The 18,424-nt window shown below is 58.3% G+C and carries 12 protein-coding genes, 2 pseudogenes and 2 other annotated features; of the genes and pseudogenes, 3 read left to right on the forward strand and 11 right to left on the reverse strand.

Annotated features, from left to right (window positions below; all coding sequences use genetic code 11):
* Window positions 1-1,768 precede the first annotated feature (1,768 nt).
* The 4 genes from ACFOPH_RS01820 to ACFOPH_RS01835 form a co-directional block, all read right to left on the reverse strand.
* Window positions 1,769-2,152 carry a hypothetical protein gene (locus tag ACFOPH_RS01820; protein WP_379733094.1) on the reverse strand — a complete coding sequence of 128 codons (384 nt, stop codon included), beginning with the start codon at window positions 2,150-2,152 and terminating at the stop codon, window positions 1,769-1,771.
* A gap of 73 nt (window positions 2,153-2,225) precedes the next feature.
* Window positions 2,226-3,448, reverse strand: a protein-coding gene (locus ACFOPH_RS01825; protein WP_379733096.1) for an IS3 family transposase whose coding sequence is annotated in 2 segments (ribosomal slippage) — window positions 2,226-3,160 and window positions 3,160-3,448 — 1,224 coding nt in all. Because the reading frame shifts where the segments join, the coding sequence is not laid out codon by codon here.
* Window positions 3,054-3,170: a sequence feature (AL1L pseudoknot), on the reverse strand. (Overlaps the previous gene by 117 nt.)
* Before the next feature lie 28 nt (window positions 3,449-3,476).
* Window positions 3,477-3,872 carry a hypothetical protein gene (locus tag ACFOPH_RS01830; protein WP_379733098.1) on the reverse strand — a complete coding sequence of 132 codons (396 nt, stop codon included), beginning with the start codon at window positions 3,870-3,872 and terminating at the stop codon, window positions 3,477-3,479.
* A 558-nt stretch (window positions 3,873-4,430) separates the two neighbouring features.
* Window positions 4,431-5,138 carry an Nmad3 family putative nucleotide modification protein gene (locus tag ACFOPH_RS01835; protein WP_379733100.1) on the reverse strand — a complete coding sequence of 236 codons (708 nt, stop codon included), beginning with the start codon at window positions 5,136-5,138 and terminating at the stop codon, window positions 4,431-4,433.
* 1,168 nt (window positions 5,139-6,306) lie between these two features.
* Between ACFOPH_RS01835 and ACFOPH_RS01840 the strand changes: the two genes are divergently transcribed.
* Window positions 6,307-7,518: an ISL3 family transposase gene (locus ACFOPH_RS01840; RefSeq protein ID WP_379733102.1), complete on the forward strand. Its 1,212-nt coding sequence runs from the start codon at window positions 6,307-6,309 to the stop codon at window positions 7,516-7,518.
* Between the two features lie 912 nt (window positions 7,519-8,430).
* Here ACFOPH_RS01840 and ACFOPH_RS01845 read toward each other — a convergent pair.
* The 6 genes and pseudogenes from ACFOPH_RS01845 to ACFOPH_RS01870 all read right to left on the reverse strand — a co-directional run bounded on the left by ACFOPH_RS01845 (window position 8,431) and on the right by ACFOPH_RS01870 (window position 15,218).
* A complete protein-coding gene (locus ACFOPH_RS01845) occupies window positions 8,431-9,033 on the reverse strand; it encodes a hypothetical protein (RefSeq protein ID WP_379733104.1) in 603 nt (200 codons plus the stop codon).
* Window positions 9,034-9,219: 186 nt separating this feature from the next.
* Window positions 9,220-11,223: pseudogene (locus ACFOPH_RS01850) on the reverse strand (UvrD-helicase domain-containing protein); the annotation flags it as partial.
* Between the two features lie 15 nt (window positions 11,224-11,238).
* Window positions 11,239-12,389, reverse strand: a protein-coding gene (locus ACFOPH_RS01855) for an IS3 family transposase (RefSeq protein WP_379733106.1) whose coding sequence is annotated in 2 segments (ribosomal slippage) — window positions 11,239-12,149 and window positions 12,149-12,389 — 1,152 coding nt in all. Because the reading frame shifts where the segments join, the coding sequence is not laid out codon by codon here.
* A 61-nt stretch (window positions 12,390-12,450) separates the two neighbouring features.
* A pseudogene (locus ACFOPH_RS01860) lies at window positions 12,451-13,364 on the reverse strand (IS3 family transposase); the annotation flags it as partial.
* Window positions 12,970-13,086 (reverse strand) — a sequence feature (AL1L pseudoknot). (Overlaps the previous pseudogene by 117 nt.)
* Before the next feature lie 419 nt (window positions 13,365-13,783).
* Window positions 13,784-14,431 (reverse strand): PEP-CTERM sorting domain-containing protein, encoded by a 648-nt coding sequence (locus ACFOPH_RS01865; RefSeq protein ID WP_379733108.1) that lies wholly within the window; start codon window positions 14,429-14,431, stop codon window positions 13,784-13,786.
* A gap of 172 nt (window positions 14,432-14,603) precedes the next feature.
* Window positions 14,604-15,218, reverse strand: coding sequence for a PEP-CTERM sorting domain-containing protein (locus tag ACFOPH_RS01870; RefSeq protein ID WP_379733110.1), 615 nt, complete (start codon window positions 15,216-15,218; stop codon window positions 14,604-14,606).
* A 347-nt stretch (window positions 15,219-15,565) separates the two neighbouring features.
* On the opposite strand from ACFOPH_RS01870, the gene ACFOPH_RS01875 reads away from it, so the two are divergent.
* Window positions 15,566-16,651 (forward strand): porin, encoded by a 1,086-nt coding sequence (locus tag ACFOPH_RS01875; protein ID WP_379733112.1) that lies wholly within the window; start codon window positions 15,566-15,568, stop codon window positions 16,649-16,651.
* A 48-nt stretch (window positions 16,652-16,699) separates the two neighbouring features.
* Window positions 16,700-17,134: a hypothetical protein gene (locus tag ACFOPH_RS01880; RefSeq protein WP_312551620.1), complete on the forward strand. Its 435-nt coding sequence runs from the start codon at window positions 16,700-16,702 to the stop codon at window positions 17,132-17,134.
* Here the strand turns inward: ACFOPH_RS01880 and ACFOPH_RS01885 are convergent.
* Window positions 17,093-18,130: an SDR family oxidoreductase gene (locus tag ACFOPH_RS01885; RefSeq protein ID WP_379733114.1), complete on the reverse strand. Its 1,038-nt coding sequence runs from the start codon at window positions 18,128-18,130 to the stop codon at window positions 17,093-17,095. The genes ACFOPH_RS01880 and ACFOPH_RS01885 overlap by 42 nt on opposite strands.
* Window positions 18,131-18,424: the final 294 nt, after the last annotated feature.

Here is an 18,424-nt window from a genome sequence, read left to right on the forward strand (position 1 = left end):
GACCACCGGGCTCATCATCCGGTGCAAGCTCCTGATTTGTTGAAAGCGGTATGGCGTCGCGAATGTGCGATGCTGGAGCCCGCCGTCGGCGTGCTACCTGGCGCTCCTGAAAAGGCCCAGATGCACGACGAAAAGCCCCCACGTAGACAGGCAGGGCAGCGCGAGGCTAGTCAAAGAGATTTGACTGGTCGAAGCCTGCAGGGCCGGACATGAAACCGAGTAGGAATCGGTGGAGGAGTCTGGCACGGGAGTAGAGGATGACCAGGGTCGCATCTGGAAGTCGTCTGCCTCGCCGGGAGCAAAAGCGTGTAATTGCCCGCGAGGGCATGGGGAGAGTAAGAACCAGCTAGGGCCTTCAGTGCCTGGAATTCCTGGAAACTACCCGAGAATGCTGCAATGAGTAACACCCCGCTTAATGGGTTCGGGGGTGTGAAATGGGGAGATGCGCCCTAAAGCGGAACGTGTAGTGAGGGACTGGTGGTCTGCTCGCCAAGCTCAACGTATCTAACGAAAACAAAATGGGCGGCGGTCCGGGGAGCATGGCTACCTCGGAAACCAACGCCTATGAGACAACTGCTCGCGATGAAGGTCGGGCCGCCAGCAATGGTGGGTCAGTCCCGAGATGCAAACTGGAGCGTGCGGTTGAGCGGCCGGCCGTTGGCATACAGCGGTCGAGTCGGAAGAGTCGTGACGAGACTCGTGATGAACGAGAGCCCGGGTGGCACCGGGCTCAAGGGGAACGGGCGTCGATGACAAGACGCCCACCGTCCACAGAAACTGCCTATTACCTCATGTCGGGTGGCACCGAGATGAGGATGGCAATGACTTTGTGGGGTGGAAATCGGGGATGGCACCCCGATGAACCGCCAGTGAAGGCGAGGGAAATGCTCGGTTACCGAGCGCAGGGGCTTCGCACCCTACCTTGATTCATGATTGGATACCGGCGGCTTTCCGCCGCCGGTTCTCTTTCAAGCTTCAAACAAAGCGAAAATCCACGGCCACAAGGAAGCCCACCAACTGGTGGGCTTCCTCTTTTCTAGTTCATCCAACAGTGCCATGACAAAGACGGGGTAGAGCAGCCGCCCGTGCATGTGGCGAGCGTGTGTGGAAGGATGGAGCCACCTATCCAGAGATTTGGGATGGTTGACGTGGATAGCCAGGCCTGAAGGCCTGAAGAGCACAGGGACGCCGCATAGCGGCGGTAAGAGGTTTTAACCCCTGGGAAGCACGCCTGCGATGCGAGCGGTTCCCGCTCGCCCTGGCGGGGTATGGAATCGTTAGGGCCTCCTTTGATTGGCGCACCTCCCTCTGCCAACCACTACAAGTATTTTCCGCTCTCGAAGGCATCGGCATTCTTAGAAAGCGTGAAGGGAGGTCTTTTCCGGGCCGAAAGCTTTGGCATCCCAAATATCAGATGCGGGCTACGATGACATCTCACAACGTGCGAAAGCAGTTTGCCGCGTTCGTGCATTACGGATTGAAGAGCCGCCGGCCAGGCGGCGACAGGGCGAGCGCAAATGCGCGAGCCAGGGATACAGTATTGGGTCCGCTAGAACCCGCATGGATACTAGCTTTGCGGCTACTCGGGTGGAAACTTTCGCCGCCAATGGTAGAAAGTTTCGCCGTTACCGGTAACGTATTTTGCTGAGGGAACGGCAAAAAGGTGGAAACTTTCGCCGTCCGCGCTACCGCTGTCCTAGACGAGTTGGGACGTTCGCGCAAAAAAAATGCCGGCGTGGGCCGGCGGTTCTGGTGAACTGCTTGTACACTAGCTCTTGAAGACCTTTTTCACCGTCAGCTTGCTACGGGCAATTTTAAACTCACGGATGACCTCCACCGCAACTAGGGACTCCAGCGCTATTTTCAGGTGCTTGTTGAAGTCTTTTTGCGTGTAGGTTGAACCAGCCAGCGCGCGCAGCGAACGCAAATCAATCGGGGCATGACAGGCGTCTGCTTTGATGAAGCCGTACATCCAAGCGAGAAGACCATCTTTCATTGCCAAGCGTTTGTCCACTTGTATATAGGTGACTTGGCTATCGAACATCTTGGCCATGCTGTCCGATAGCATGACGCTCCAGCTTTCCTTCTCAAGCATTGCATCGCTGATAAAGGAATAGAGGTACTCGATGCCATCGTCGCGGATGAGGCGCACACGGGCGTCATGCAGGCGTTTTATAGACGCTTTGTGAATCGCCCCGGCTTTCGTGGAGGCCGGTTAGTGTGAGTCAGGCCGGAATGGCTTGACTGCTCAGTTGCTTGTAATAGTTTGCCTCAGCTTCGGCTGGCGGTATATAGCCGAGCGGTGCGAGTAGGCGGTGGTGATTGAACCAGGACACCCATTCGAGCGTGGCCAGTTCGACGGCCTCGCGCGTTTTCCAGGGAGCGCGGCGGTGGATCAGCTCAGCCTTGTAGAGCCCGTTGATCGTCTCAGCCAGGGCATTGTCGTAACTGTCACCCTTGCTGCCCACAGACGGCTCAATGCCGGCTTCCGCCAGACGCTCGCTGTACTTTATCGACACGTATTGCGAGCCCCTGTCGCTATGGTGCACGAGCTCGTTTCGTTCCGGCTGACGCGCATACAGCGCCTGTTCCAGTGCGTCGAGCACGAAGTCGGTCCGCATCGAACTGCTGACTCGCCAGCCGACGATTCGCCGGGCGAAGACGTCGATGACGAAGGCGACGTAGACAAAACCCTGCCAAGTCGAGACGTACGTGAAGTCCGAGACCCACAGCTGGTTCGGTCGCTGCGCCTTGAACTGGCGGTTGACGCGGTCGAGCGGGCATGGCGCCTTCGCATCGGCCACAGTCGTACGCACGACCTTCCCTTGCATGACTCCACGCAGCCCGGCCTTGCGCATCAGGCGCTCCACGGTGCAGCGGGCCACGTCAGTTCCTTCACGCCGCAGTTGGCGCCAAACCTTGTCGGCCCCGTAGACTTGCAGGTTCGCCTGCCAGACACGCTCGATGTCGACGCTCAGCACGTCGTCGCGCTGGACACGGGCACAGCGCAGTGACGGGTTGCGTTGCTGCGCAGCGTGGCGCCAGTAGCCCGACGGCGCGACCTGCATCACCTTGCAGATCGGCTCGACACCGTAGGCATGGCGGTACCGGTCGATGAAAGCCCTCACGGCTTGAAGTGGCGGCCGAGCTCCGCCTGGGCGAAAAACGCACTCGCCAAGCGCAGGATCTCATTTGCCTTGCGTAGCTCGCGCACTTCTCGCTCGAGCGCCTTGACGCGCTCATCTTCGGCGGTAGTGGGTCCGGGACGCTGGCCGGTATCACGCTCCTGCTGGCGTACCCAACGGCGCAGTGTCTCCGGTGTGCAGCCAATCTTGGCAGCGATCGACGTGATTGCGGCCCACTGCGACTCGTACTGGCTGCCGGCTTCGCTGACCATGCGCACGGCGCGCTCGATGACTTCAGGGGAATACTTGGGTTGCTTTTTCATAGCTCCATTCTCTCAAACAATGGAGCCTCTACAAAACCCGGGGCGATTCATTGAGCCTCTTTGTGCTGTCGCTGCTGTCGGCCCAATTCAACGTGTCTTCACATCGACAGAACGTGCGCGGAATGAACGTAATGACATTGGACACAACCTGGCCACTGCGGAGTTTGATGAGCGCCAGCAGCAGTCGCTGGTCATCTTGCCGTAGCTCTTCGCCTTTGTATTCCAGCGTCCAGCCTCCCGTGACGTTCAGCTTGGTGTAGTCGCTAAAGACCACGCGTTTGCCTGAACCGGGACGGAAAAGGTTCGATTTGAGCATGGCGGTGGCTAGAGCAAAGGAATTTGCATACAACTTCGGCAGCGTTTTGTTCGCATAGTACGTGCGCTCCTCGAACGTTTCAGTCTCGTCTACAGTTGTCTTGGCCATGTTGGTGCTCGCTTAAGTTGATGTGGAGCGTATAGGCCGTTGCTTTTATCTGGGCACGCGGAGCCACCAAGGTCGCGGGCTTCGCCGCGCGGTAGATGGACAGGAGCTGTAATTTGAGGTGTTAGGTGTCTCGCCGGCAGTGTGCTGTTCGTTCGTACGGGAGACAGTCTTGCGGCTGCCTGAAGGCCCGGCGCTGGCAACTATACAGGCCGCTGAGCGAGTTTCGGAGGTCTTGGGGATGCGCTCTAGGCCGAGAAGACGCAAGAAATCGCCATCGCGGTACTCCGCCCAGTCGTCGTCCTGCCGTGGCGAAAGCCAAGTGGTGGTCTCGTGGTCTGCGAGAACGCCGGCGATTCGCAGCTCGGCCTCAAACACCGCTGCTTTTAAGGATACGAGCGTTGAATCCAGCGCAAACTACCTCTTTTACCTAGGCTCTGGATTACTCTCATTTTCGTTCTTCTCGTTCACCTGTTGTGGCGACGAGGGCGCGCTGAACATCAAAGTTTTAACGTGGAAACTTGTCAGCTCCGGCCCGGCGTGTATGCTGAAGTCAGGGAGCTAGGGAAGCGACTTGACAAACGCTTGAGCTTGCTCCGCGTGCTGCGAAACCACCCATCGAGGTGGGCTTCGTTGCAGCGAAATGCGTCCCCCAAAGTCGCCAAATATCTTCTGAGCTTCAGGCGAAATCACCTTCAATGGATTACCTGACCGGTCTTTACTGAGACTGCTGATACAGTAGGCCTTTGTAAGAAGCCGACTGCCGGCGCCGCCCTTTACAAGTACGAGGCGGTCGCGCTGCTCTTGATACACCTGCTCGTACTTTACGTGGAAGTTCTCTCCACACTTTCGGATTTGTTCTGCTGGTGCCGCCGCCGCGACGCCGGCCCACTCAACTACAAAATACCCAACGATATACAGGGCCGCAGGAGAGACGTGGTCCCAGCCCTCAAGGCCTGCATAAAACACGAGCATGTCTCCAGGACGAAGGGTCCGCAGGCTCGATTTTGGAGGTGTTGGGTCACCGTAGGTGAAGGTCTCGAACTCCGGGTCCAAATGCATCGACTTGGTGGCCATGAGCGCGCGGCGAGAGGGGGCGAAATACTCGGAAAGCGCGATGCCTTTCTTGCCTCGTGACGCCCCATACGTCGTCCCATGCCCTTTGTTGTCGGGAATTGGAATTAGCTCGAACGACCCATCCGCAAAGAGAGGTCCTTGCATGCCACCCGAACCTGAGTCCACGCCTACCCTCAACAGGACTACATTCATTCTTCGACCCCAAAGATAACGCTTCGCAATCTCGCGAGAGTCCAGTTTTGATAGTCCCGAATAGGTAGAGGACTACGGCGTCCGACAACTGGGCGAGTCCATACGAAAGTGTATTCAGGATTGCCGACCAGTAGGGGCGGCCGCGTGTGGCTGGTGCCATCGTAGAAAATGTCGTTATGCCAGCCCAGCGGGTCGTCTGGCTGACTGTGTACGTGGTCGGCTCTTGGAGGAATGTAATTTTCAGGTTTGAATCGTTCGGCACCAGCCAATGGACGCTTCGGCATAAAAATATCGCCCAGCTGATGGGCACGAGAGTCCTTGGCTGCCAACACGTCCTGCCTGCCTTGTGCCTCAAGTGCTCGAACTAGGTCTGCCTGAGACTCGTGTGCCTGCGCTACCCGCATCAGATAGTAGAAGGGTTGCTGCCCGTGGCGCCAGCGACTCAGTCCTGTCAAGCCGAGCACCCAAACACCAGATGACCAGGAATTGGCTGAATATCGGGAACGCATCTGATGCTTGCAAGTAGCCAGTGTTCCCAGCCCGCCGCTAAAGTTAGGCGCGCTGCCTCGCTGCCCGTACAGACCAGCGCGCTGTATATTGACCGTATCAACCACATATGGTCTGACGGTCTCGCTACCAGGGAACTTATTGAGCACTGCGAGCAGCTCTTCAGCCGAGACATCCCAACGTATTGTCCCTATACGAGCGGTGCCACCGTCTGTAGGCAGCGCCATAATATCAGGTGCGTTGCATGAATTGCGGGGAACGTCACGAGGTAAAACCAAAGGTTGAGTAGACCCACAGCTTCGCTTCGCCTGCGGCGCAGGAGGTTGGGCAGGGGAAGAGGGGACTCGACAGGAGCACATATATGTTCTCTGCAGTAGACAAGATGACAAATCCTACCGCGAACTAATCTGCTTGACTACATTTGCAGTTCACTGCTGACTGACCAGACGAAAGTGACAGGTCTGTCCTAACAAATCAACGGCCGCTTAATCCTGCATTCAAGGACTTAAAGGACGACTCTCCGCCGAGGCCGTCCTTTTCTTTGGTTCTTCGCGGGGAATGGGGGAAGACGGGATTGACGAACTGAGCAGGAGGTGGTGGCGGAGGTCTGATGTTGGTAGATTGATAGTCGCCAAACAAATCAGTCTGTCAAACCACCGCCATGCTCAATGCTATGCCGTCTGTCCCGTTTTGGGAAGGCCATATTGTCGATGCCGTCCACGAACAAGAGGACGGGTCGCTGTTAATCGTTCTCGATACCAGCCCTTCAAGCGAAGCTTTGTGCGGGGCATGCCGCCAGCCTTGCGCTCTGGTTCATGAGTGCCGAAGGCGTAAGGTGCGTGACCGCGACATTCTGGATAGGCGTGTCTGGCTCGATGTGCCGGTGCGGCGACTGGACTGCCATCACTGCGACGCACGGGTAGCCGAGCACATTGTTTGGCTCGACCGCCGGGCGCGCATCACGCACCGCGTGCGCCTCTGGGTGGAGGCGCTGGCACAGCTGCTTCCGATAGCCCATGTGGCCCGGTTGACCGGCCTGCACTGGCATACCATCAAGGACATCGATCATCGGCGCTTGCAGCACCTGCATGGTGGCTTCTCGGCAGAAGGCGTACGGCGCTTGGTCATGGACGAATTCGCCCTGCACAAGGGGCACCGGTACGCCACTGTCGCCCTGGATGCCGAACGAATGCGGGTGCTATGGGTGGGAGAAGGCAATAGCCGGGAAGCGATTCGGCCGTTCTTCGAGTTGCTGGGAGAGGAAGGCTGCCAGCGGATCGAAGCCGTTGCCATGGATATGAACACGGCCATGGACCTCGAAGTTCGCCAGCAATGTCCAAACGCAGAAGTCGTCTACGACCTGTTTCATGTGGTGGCGCGCTTCGGTCGCGAAGTGGTCGACCGGGTTCGTGTCGACCAGGCCAATGCCTTGCGTGCCGAACCAAAAGCCCGCCAGGTCATCAAGCGCAGTCGCTGGCTGTTACTGCGCAATCGTGACAACCTCAAGGCCGAGCAGGCCGTCAAGCTCGAAGAGCTGTTGGCTGCCAACCAGCCCTTGGCAACGGTTTACCTGCTCAAGACCGAGCTGAAGGAAATCTGGTATGCGCCATCAGTCCGGGACGGTGCCCGGCGGTGGAAAGCCTGGCTCAAGCTCGCCTTGCAAAGCCAGATCGCACCGCTGATCCAGTTTGCCAAACGCCTGGCCAAATATCGCCGCGGCATCCTGGCATCAGCCATCTATCCGATGAGCTCATCGATCCTTGAAGGCGTCAACAACCGCATCAAGGTCATCAAGCGCATGGCCTACGGTTTTCGGGACGCATCCTACTTCTTCCTGAAAATCAAGGATGCGTTCCCCGGCAAAGTGCGATGAACCTTTTCTTTACCGCTTCCAGAAGCCTCAAACGCAAAAGGTGGCTGCGCACAAGCGGGGCCAAGCAGCCCGCAGCTTTGATAGTGAGATATATGGTTCGCAAACTAGGGCACCGTCTTCGATTTCTCCAACTGTCTGGCTCGGCTCATGCCACAACGACCGGTCTAATCGGATACGCTCGTAAAGCAGGGCCCAACGTCCTCGAAGAGCTTCTGGTGCGCTGTTGGCCACTTGAACGAAGAGTTCGGCAGTTGCAAGCGACCAAGGGGCTACGGCATCGAGACCGTGTTCAACCATTACATCATCGTCAGCCATCGCGTAGCTGACTCGATGGTCGAGCCATTCCTGCAGACTCAACCCTGATTGCTGTGCTGCTGTAATTGCGGCTGCACAAACAGCAGGAGATAGATGCAAAAGTGTGCGTATTCCTGTGGGCAGTGGCAGTTCCGTTGTTTTCATTGGCATTCTCTTGTCGTTAAGGTAACAAAAGAATGCCTGAGCTGAACTAATGGTGCAGCAACTTTCAATTACGTAATCCCATCTTTGCCTGGTCCCTATACTTAGCACCCCTCAGATTGAGGCGGCTTTCAAACGGAGGACAACGATGGTAGGAAGGCCAGGTATTACCTTGGTTGACGTTGCACGTGCGTGCGTGTCATTGACGTTGCAGCGACGTCGGCTTGGGCCGAGCAATGTTCGGCTTGAGCTTGGACGGGGTAGCATGACAACGATAAGTCGTCATCTGCGACGGCTCGCGTTCCGAAACGTTCGCGACGAGCGAACTCTCTTCTCAGATGCGCCGTATCGTCGAGTAAGACAATCATAGATTCAATCATTCCGACGATGTCCGCGGACGTGCGTTTTTGTCCGAGGGCATCGTTGTCATGGCTTGTTACGCCCGCGCGTGTCGTCTCATGAATGCGCCGAAAAATGAATTTCCGGGCGATATCCGTTCTTCAGTCCTTCAACGGTACTAGCAGGCGTCAGGATAACGAAGCTCCCTGACAGGGTAGAAATATCCTGGGCCCCCAAATACCCACGAAAGGTCCATTGCCTCGCCTTCCCCTCGTTTAATAGATAGAAGAGCCCGCTAACGTTTTCTTTTACCATCACCCCATCCGGAAGATTGCCTAACATGCTGACCGAGGGACGGTGGCCGGATACCCTTTCTCTTTTCAGGACCACATCGACGTCACCAGCTCGTGCACCAAGAGCAGGCCACGCTGCGAGAAAAGCCTTGTACCGCTCGCGCCTGCACTCGGCACACGGTCGGTGTCCAGCTGCCAACGCCGTAGCCTCATCAAGGAAGAAGAGCTCAGTATATTGACCAGGCTGCATCAACTTCCGCTGGCGTTCCTTGAACTTGAGAAGGCAGGTCACCCAGGCATCACGTTTGGTTTTGGCGACAACTCGCTGATTGTCATCGTGCAGGCAACCGCGATTCCCCATCAGGCTTCCTCTTTCTGGCGAAAAGCAAATTTCACCCTCAGGATTCACTCGATTTTGTAATGGCATTCCTCTAGGCTCCAATAATAGGTCTTACGGTATTTCTGCCATATCGCTCGAAACGAGCGCTGTCCTTTTAAACGCATCACAATCGGTACCGCGAGCTTGTCAAATGCCAATGACATCCTTTGGCACATCGCAGTGTCTGCATACTGCCGATTGCGATGCCTCTATTCTGATTGGTGATGCTGCCACTTATGGAATCCGAAGCAGCAGCGCCCCCCGTTTTGCACGAGTCAGCGCGACATACAAAAGCTTGCGTTGCCCCTCAGTCTCTTCGGGAGCCCCGAAATAACTGTTCGGAGCAACAACCGCAACACAATCAAACTCCAAGCCTTTTGCACGATGCATGGTGGCCAGGTGAATGACTCCCCGGGTGCTGGCATGGTTACTCTGTGCCGTAATGGTCACGCATGTCAGTCCAGCGGATTCGAGTTGCTGAGCCAAACCGTCTCGAACCTTCTCACTTTGGCCGACTACACAGATGGTTAAGCCATCCCCATATTCGACTCGCCATTGTTTGATGAAGGCCATAACATCTTCTGCTGCCCGTTCGAGACCATCGACATTCTTGACTTCTGGGACGGGGCCATGGGTTAACGACTTGTATCGCCGCGTTTCATCGTGCCCATCGTCCAGGTCATCGATTTCGCATCCTTCCAGCAAAGCCACTGCCTGCCTGCGAATTTCATCTGTCGTTCGATAGTTGAGATAAAGTTTCCGGGACCGGCCGCGGATATCAATGCCACACCGGCTCATTGCCGCGCGATTTCTACTGTATATACGCTGGTGACCGTCACCAACGAAGAACAAGTCATTCGTCCCCGGAGAGACCATGGACCGCAAGAGCTTTAGCGCTTGTGGCCCGAAATCCTGAGTCTCATCCACGACGATGGCTGCATAATCAGCACTATCGGCTCCGCCAGCGGTAAGCATTTCGACCACTTCGCGATAAGCATCATCGACTTCCTTGAGCTTCCGAGAAGCAAGTTGTCCCCTGTATTCCTCAAAAACGGACCATATTGCGTCGCGTTTGGCTCGGCTTAGCAAAATGCCTCTACCCGTCCGTCGGGCAGTGCGGTACTGGTCCAATGTCGTTATCCCTTGGGCCAGAATGACCTGTTCAAGTTCTTGCTCATAAAACTGGTCGGACAGGTCGAGCGAGGTATCCTTTGCTGCCAAGGCAGACTGCCAGGCCTGTAGGGCACCGTCCTGCTTCCGGTTATAGATGATGCGATGCTCGAATTTCTTAGCACGCATGAAGCCGCTGACCCAGGCATCCAGGTTTTTCACCTCGATTTTTTCCAGGGTTTCTGAACTGCACAGCGTACGAAGGTTGTGCTCGATATCCGTTGCCAGATTCCGGGTAAAGGTTGTGAACAGGACCTTTTTTCCTAAAGGCACCCTATTTTCTGCTAGCCATTTCGCACGATGCATGGCCAGTACGGTCTTGCCTGTGCCCGCTCCGCCTAATACGCGCACCGGGCCGCTGCGGTCATTGATGGCCAACTTCTTCTGTGTGGGGTGCAGAAATACCCGCCATTGCTGGAGAGGGGCACTCATAATGGCTAGCATGGCTTCATCGTTATCGACAACAACGAAGCGCGACTGTGATTCCGCGGTGTTGAGTGCCGAAGCAAAGTCGTTTGTGTCGACAGCCTGGTCCACACGGGTTTCCCTGGCATGGAGTACTTGACTGACAGTGTCGCCAGCAGCCACTAAAAAGAGGCCTTCATAGGCCTCGGCCGGGAGCTTTTCCTGAACGGAATCGAGTGCATCCTCGGAAATTACACCACGAGCCACCGAGAGCAGGTCTTCTGGAACACCTAAGCTCATCAGCTCCTTGTCGGACAGTTCAGCGAATAACCCTGGGGCACTCGGTGACAACATGTCATCGACGCCAGTCGTGGCTTGGAGTCGTGGGGACAACAGCGTCTGTTCGACCGCCTGCTCCAGGACCACCAACTGCATTGCCCCGGTCACCGGATTGATTGTGAGCCTGCGATTCTCTGCCCAACGGTATGCATCGTCGTGGTGGTCGACGTACAGCAAAACATAAACGTCGCCAACTTCCGGTTTGAAGACGATGCCTCGCCAGTCCCTGTCTAGGCGAACCGATTTTAAGTTCGGGTCGCGTGCCCCGTGAATGTTTTCGTAGTTGATGCCAGGGCTTCTAGGGTCGGTTTGAAATTGGATTGAATCGCCACGAGTTTTCTAGACACTCGCGAGCCGCTGGAAATACTGCTTTTCATATTCGACCGGCGACAAGTCATTGCTGAAGCTGTGCCGGCGCTTTGGATTGTAAAACATCTCGATGTAATCGAAGACATCCTGCCTTGCCTCTTCCCGGGTGCCGTAAGTCTTGCGTCGGATTCGTTCCCGTTTTAAGAGCTGGAAAAAGCTCTCGGCGACGGCGTTATCGTGGCAGTTCCCGCGTCGGCTCATGCTTTGCTGCAGATTGTGCTGGTCCAGGAAGTCGCGCCAGTCATAGCTGCTGAACTGACTGCCCTGATCGGAATGCACCATCACTGTATTCTTGGGCTGCCGCCTCCAGACGGCCATCAAGAGCGCATTCATCGCCAGCTCGCGATCGATTCGAGAACTCATCGACCAGCCAACCACCTGGCGCGAAAACAGGTCCAGTACGACAGCCAGATAGAGCCAGCCTTCGTAAGTGCGGATGTACGTAATGTCCGTCACCCAGACCCGATTCGGTTCCTGCACGTCGAACTGGCGCTGTAGATGGTTAGGTGCTACCAGCGAAGGGGCGCCGCCGCGTTTGTATTTCCGTTTGGCGTAGCCTGTTTGCGAACGAATCCCGGCCGACCTCATCAGACGGTGGACGCGATTGATACCGCATTGTTCACCGAGCTCGCGCAAATCGTCGCTGACTTTACGGTAACCGTACACGCTGCCGCTTTCCAGCCACGATTCCTTGATAGGAACCAGAAGGCGCTTGTCTTCCCTGGTGCGCTTACTTTCAGGGTTCAGGCGCCAGGCATAGAAGCCGCTCGGATGCACCTCGAGCACCTTGCACAGCCGGCGCACTGGAAATTGGTCCTGTAACTGAGCAATTAAGGTGTACCTTACCCGGACGTCTTGGCAAAGTACACCGCGGCCTTTTTCAATATGTCACGCTCCTCCGTGACGCGCTTGAGCTCGGCCTTCAGGCGCCGCATCTCCTCGGACTGGGCATCGACAGCCTTGCGCTCTGCCTCAGGCACGCCGTAACGCTTCGTCCAGGCGTACAGGCTATGGATACTTACCCCAAGTCGGGCCGCTACTTCGCTTGCTGGGTGACCGCCCTGCGCCACCTGCTTGGCCGCTGCAATCTTGAATTCCTCTGTGTACCGCTTACCGCTCATATCTTCTCCTTGTGCCCGACATTATGGCTCAGGAGTGTCTACGTTAGTCGTGGCGATTCATGTCGCTATGGTGCACGAGCTCGTTTCGTTCCGGCTGACGCGCATACAGCGCCTGTTCCAGTGCGTCGAGCACGAAGTCGGTCCGCATCGAACTGCTGACTCGCCAGCCGACGATTCGCCGGGCGAAGACGTCGATGACGAAGGCGACGTAGACAAAACCCTGCCAAGTCGAGACGTACGTGAAGTCCGAGACCCACAGCTGGTTCGGTCGCTGCGCCTTGAACTGGCGGTTGACGCGGTCGAGCGGGCATGGCGCCTTCGCATCGGCCACAGTCGTACGCACGACCTTCCCTCGCATGACTCCACGCAGCCCGGCCTTGCGCATCAGGCGCTCCACGGTGCAGCGGGCCACGTCAGTTCCTTCACGCCGCAGTTGGCGCCAAACCTTGTCGGCCCCGTAGACTTGCAGGTTCGCCTGCCAGACACGCTCGATGTCGACGCTCAGCACGTCGTCGCGCTGGACACGGGCACAGCGCAGTGACGGGTTGCGTTGCTGCGCAGCGTGGCGCCAGTAGCCCGACGGCGCGACCTGCATCACCTTGCAGATCGGCTCGACACCGTAGGCATGGCGGTACCGGTCGATGAAAGCCCTCACGGCTTGAAGTGGCGGCCGAGCTCCGCCTGGGCGAAAAACGCACTCGCCAAGCGCAGGATCTCATTTGCCTTGCGTAGCTCGCGCACTTCTCGCTCGAGCGCCTTGACGCGCTCATCTTCGGCGGTAGTGGGTCCGGGACGCTGGCCGGTATCACGCTCCTGCTGGCGTACCCAACGGCGCAGTGTCTCCGGTGTGCAGCCAATCTTGGCAGCGATCGACGTGATTGCGGCCCACTGCGACTCGTACTGGCTGCCGGCTTCGCTGACCATGCGCACGGCGCGCTCGATGACTTCAGGGGAATACTTGGGTTGCTTTTTCATAGCTCCATTCTCTCAAACAATGGAGCCTCTACAAAACCCGGGGCGATTCATAGAGCCCGCCACTATCGCTGTACAGTCCAGGCTTAGTTGTTTGCGTGACCGCGATGGCTTTGAGACGATGAATAGAACGGGACATTTGCTCTTTTATGTTCAACTATCAAAATGACTATCAAAATAGTACCAGATGTTGGTGGACGTCGCATGGAGGTTTGTGGACGACCATGAACATCGAACCTGCGTAAACCCGCATGGCTACTGGATTTCTTCGTTCGCGTGGAACACTAGTGGCTTTTGGTGGACGATGCGAAACCTCGAGTTGGCTGACACCGCTTCCGCCAGAATCGATAGAAGAGCCCTTGCACCGGCAAGGGCTTTTTTGTTTTCGCAGCGCGCCCCAGGCGGTGCGCGCAAGATGCGAATTACCGACCCAAGCTGCGGCGCCGCGTTGCGCCAAGCATCCCGGCAGCGCCCAGGGCCAGCAAGGCGATGTTCGCAGGCTCCGGGACTTCTCCGGGAACCTCATTCGGGCCGATATAGCGCGGCACGATACGCGGCACGCCATATTCGTAGCCATCCATCGAATCCAGGTATTGCGCCAGCAGGGGATCGACGGTGCCGCGGGTGGCGATGCCGGTCAGGGTGCCGGAATAGAACATCGGTGGCTGCTGCTCGAAAAGATCGGCGTCGTAACGCGCTGTGTAGGCAAAGCTGCCCTGGGCATTGCGTGCAAAGCTGACGCTGAAGTTCGTGAAGTGGTCCGCGCCGAAGTAATCAGCGATGGTGAAATTGGTGGGGCCGTCGTTCAGGAAATGGGTGGTGGCGCCGGTCAGCAGCACCTCGCCCTCGCCACCGACCGGATAAAACTGTTGAGCGTAGCCATAGTCGTCGACCGGGTCGTTCAGCCAGAAGTCGAAAAGCGCGATCGACTGGTCGGTGTCGTGTTGAATGAAGTAGCCGGATAAGCCGCTATTTTCGGGTCCGTAATGAAAATCGTACTGGACATATCCAGCGGATGCGTTCAGGGAAAACAGGGCCGTAGCGGCGAGCGCGAAGAGTTTCTTCATCATGGCGTTGATGGAGCAGGTGGTTGAGAAATGATTTCACTCATGGGAGCAACTCCTGTGCCACCAAAAGTTAATTGATGAATATCAACCACTTGCCCTTGCCTGATGCGCCGTGTATGTCGATGTTGTAAAAACTATCGACATGAAATCCGGCTTAGGCCTCCCGGGTCAGGCCTTACCGGGCAGGGCGCCGACGCAGGCGCATGGCCGCCAGCAGCCCGGCTCCCAGCAGGGCCAACGAGCCCGGTTCCGGAATATCGGCGGTCTGGACGGCGGTCGTGCTCACGCGCCGGAGATGACCGCTGGCGCCGCCGCAGGATGGGGTCTCCCAGGTGCAGCCGGCGCCTTCCATTTGCTCGTCGCTGTTCGCATCGATGATCGTGAACGTTTGTCCGGTCGACATCATGTCGATGTGATGGAAGCCGTTGTTGAGGTAGATGCTGCCGCTCAGGTAGCCGTCGACCCCGAATGCGAGCGCCATGTTGACGAACCCCATGCCGGTCGAGAAGCCGCCGCGATTCGCTGCGTACAGCATTTCTTCTCCCACGCCCGGGAAGGTATAGCGCAGATTGAGCAGGCCATTCTGCGGCACCTGGTCATAGCCATAGGGATCGCTGTAGTCGAAGTTGAATGCGCCGCTCGCAACGGTTTGATCGTCGAATTCGAGTTCGAGCGTTATTCCCCAGGGAAGCTCATCGTTCAAAGCCTGCCATTCGTAGATGACGCCGGCTTGGCTCGACAGCGGAAGCAGGCAGAGGCCGATAGCGGCCAGGTAAGAGCGAATGTTCATGGTAAGCCCCTTGTGTTGATGGCTTACCAACAGCAAGTTGTAGGCCAGTAATGTAAGTAATTGAATTGCTTGGGTTATTTATTGACGCCAGGAAGCGAATCGTGAAAATTGTAAATATTTTCGACGGCGCAGGAAATCCGAAGCGACGTTGCCAGTTACTGAGCGCCGAGTAAGGAACCTATGCCGGCATGGTAAGCAGAACATGGGTAGGCAGAAATTGCATCGGGTTAATATCGTCAGAGTCTGCCTACAAAAAGACAAGCAATTTTGGTGAGCCGTATGTGGGTTATTCGACAGATGAAGCCGCTTAAACGGGGGTAAGGTAGAGGCGTGGAGAGGATACGCCGATGCTGAAATCGATTGTCACGATTGCTGTGCTGGGAGGAAGTGCCGCCGCTGCCTGTGCGCAAAGCGGTGTGACGACCTACGGTGTGCTCGATGCCGGCGTGGTCGGCGAGGGCGGCTGCGTCAACGGTTGCACGACACGGGTCGGCAGCGGCATCGCATCGACCTCGCGCATCGGCATCCATGGCAGCGAAGCCGTCGGCCAGAACACCTCGGCGATCTTCGGGCTCGAGACCGAGATGCGGCTCGATACCGGCCGCGCCGCCGGCCGTGAGCAGGAGAAGGACGAGCGCCTCGAGCACCAGGCCTGGGTCGGGCTGTCGGGGGAATTCGGGGCGATCACGATCGGCCGCCAGTACAACCTCCAATACCTGGCGCTGACCGACGTCGCCGACCCGTTCAAGGGCGGCACCGCCGGCAGCGCGTCGAACCTGATCGGCGGGCCACGCCGCACCGACAACGGCGTCCAGTACTACAAGATTTTCCCGAACGGGTTCGAGGGCGGTGTCTCCTGGGCCGCACGCGACCTCGACACCTCGCCCGCCGGACGCGCCTGGGGCATGACGGTCGGCCTGTCCAGCGGCCCGCTGACGGTGCGCGCCGCGCACCGCAACCAGAACGCGGTGCGCGTCAATCTCAACAGCAAGACCAGCAACGACACCAACTCGAAGAATTCGATCGTGGCCGCCAACCTGCGCCTGGGCTGGGGCACGGCCTACGCCGCCTACAGCATGAGCCGGGGCCTGGCCAGTTCGCCGCTGTTCAACCCCGATAACCCCTACGCGGCCGGCATCGCCCGTACGCCGTCGAGCAATAGTCGCGACGTGCTGTTCGGCTTCGCCATCCCGGTCGACCATTCGATCACCTTGCTGACTTCGTACATCCGCAAGAACGACCGCGATCTCGCCAACCAGGACGCCAACCAGATGGCCATCGGCGCGAGTTATTCGGTGTCGCGCCGCACGGACTTCTACGCGGCGTATTCGCATATCCGCAACCGCAATGGCGCCGGCTACACGGTCGGCAATGCCAGCGCACCCGGCAGCGGCAACAAGGCCTTCAACGTCGGCATGCGCCACGCGTTTTAAGAAGCCTGTAGCCTGACACTATCCGCTAACAATCTGTATGGAGGCATCATGACTGGAGCCAGCACCCTTGATCCGGACAACTTTCCGGAACGTCCCGACCGCAGCCTTGGCAAAGGCCACGGCACCGACGCCCTCGGCCCGAGCGACCTGTCCGACACGGGCAGCGACGTGATGGGCGGTCCGGGCCTTGCGTCCAATGTCGACCCTGACCAGCTGGTCCATCTCGACCGCGGCACCAACGAAGAAGAAGAAAGTTCCGCCGGCGGCACGGCCGGACCGGACGTCGGCGACGCCAACTTCTCGTCCGACAGCGATTCCGCCGGCACCGGCGAGCGCGCCAGCGCCGGCCGCGACACGGTGGTCGAGGATGGTGCCGACATCGATACCGATCGCATCGAATCCATCCCCGACCTGCCGCTCACGGAAGAGGATACGGACTTCCTATCGAGCAAACCGCCGGGACAGTCCACGGGCCGCGAATAAGGCCCCGACCAGCGCGCTGCCGCCCAGCAGGGCGGCGGTCAGCGGCTTGGAACGCAAGGCCAGCGCCGTGTAGGCCGAGCTTTCCGCGACGTGGCGCTCGGTCATGCCCTGGCGCTGGCGCAAGGCCTGGCTCGGATCGGGCGCATGCAGTGCGTCGCGGCGGCCCGGCGCCTTGTCGAACTTCGACTTCTGCTGCTTGAACATCGAGGCGTTCATGAAGCGGTCGAGCATGCGCGGCATGTAGGCGTTGCCCGAGGAAATCATCTTCGAGGCGCCGCCGACAAAGATGTCGCGCTTCGGATGCTGGGCGCAGTAGAGGATGGCCTTGGCCACGATCTCCGGCGCATACACCGGCGGCGGCAGGGCCGCTTCCTTGTCCATGTAGTTCTTCGCGTGCAGCGCGAACATGGTATCGATCGCGGCCGGCTTGACCAGGGTCACCGAGATCGGCGCCTCTTCCTTTTCCAGTTCCATGCGCAGCGAATCGGTGAAGGCCTTGACCGCATGCTTGGAGGCCGAGTACATGCCCTGCAGCGGCGCGGCGCGGTCCGAGACCTCGCTGCCGACGTTGATGAGGGCGCCGCCGCCGCGCAGCTTCATGCGCTTGACCGCTTCCAGCGAGCCGTGCACGACGCCCCAGAAATTGGTCTGAAACAGGCGCAGGTGGTCTTCCAGCGCCACTTCCTCGAGGCGGCCGAAGGTGCCGACGCCGGCGTTGTTGACCCAGGTGTCGATGCGCCCGAAGCGTTCCATCGCGGTCTGGCCGATGCGTTCGACATCGGCCTGGTTGCCGACGTCGGCGGCGACGGTGGCCACCTGGCAACCCTGGCGGCGCAGCTCGCTGGCGAGCTGGTCGAGGGCATCGCCGTTGCGCGCGGCCAGCACCAGCTTGGCGCCGGCCTCGGCGGCCATGCGCGCGGTGGTCAGGCCGATGCCGCTGCTGGCGCCGGTAATCACCATCACCTGCTCATTGATGTTGCGAAGTTTTACGGACATGACGTTTTCCTTTCCTCTGCTTGGAGTCGTGGAGTCGGGCGACTTGCACGATGGGATAAACATGTCCCATCGTGCCGGCCGCCGTCGATATCGGTCTTATCGAACTAGACATGGTCGTGCTCATGCCCTGTATTTCAAGCGATTTTTTGCCGGGCTGGCGCGCCGTAGGGTAACGGACAGGGCGGGGACAGGGGAGAACGCAGGACAGTTGTGCGCGAAAGGGCCGCGTTCGCTGATAGGATCGAAGCGACAGCAGGGAGAACGCCGCGGGGCCCGGGATGGAACGCGTGGTGT

It is taken from the genome of Massilia haematophila (assembly GCF_042647645.1).
Taxonomy (GTDB): Bacteria; Pseudomonadota; Gammaproteobacteria; order Burkholderiales; family Burkholderiaceae_D; genus Telluria; species Telluria haematophila.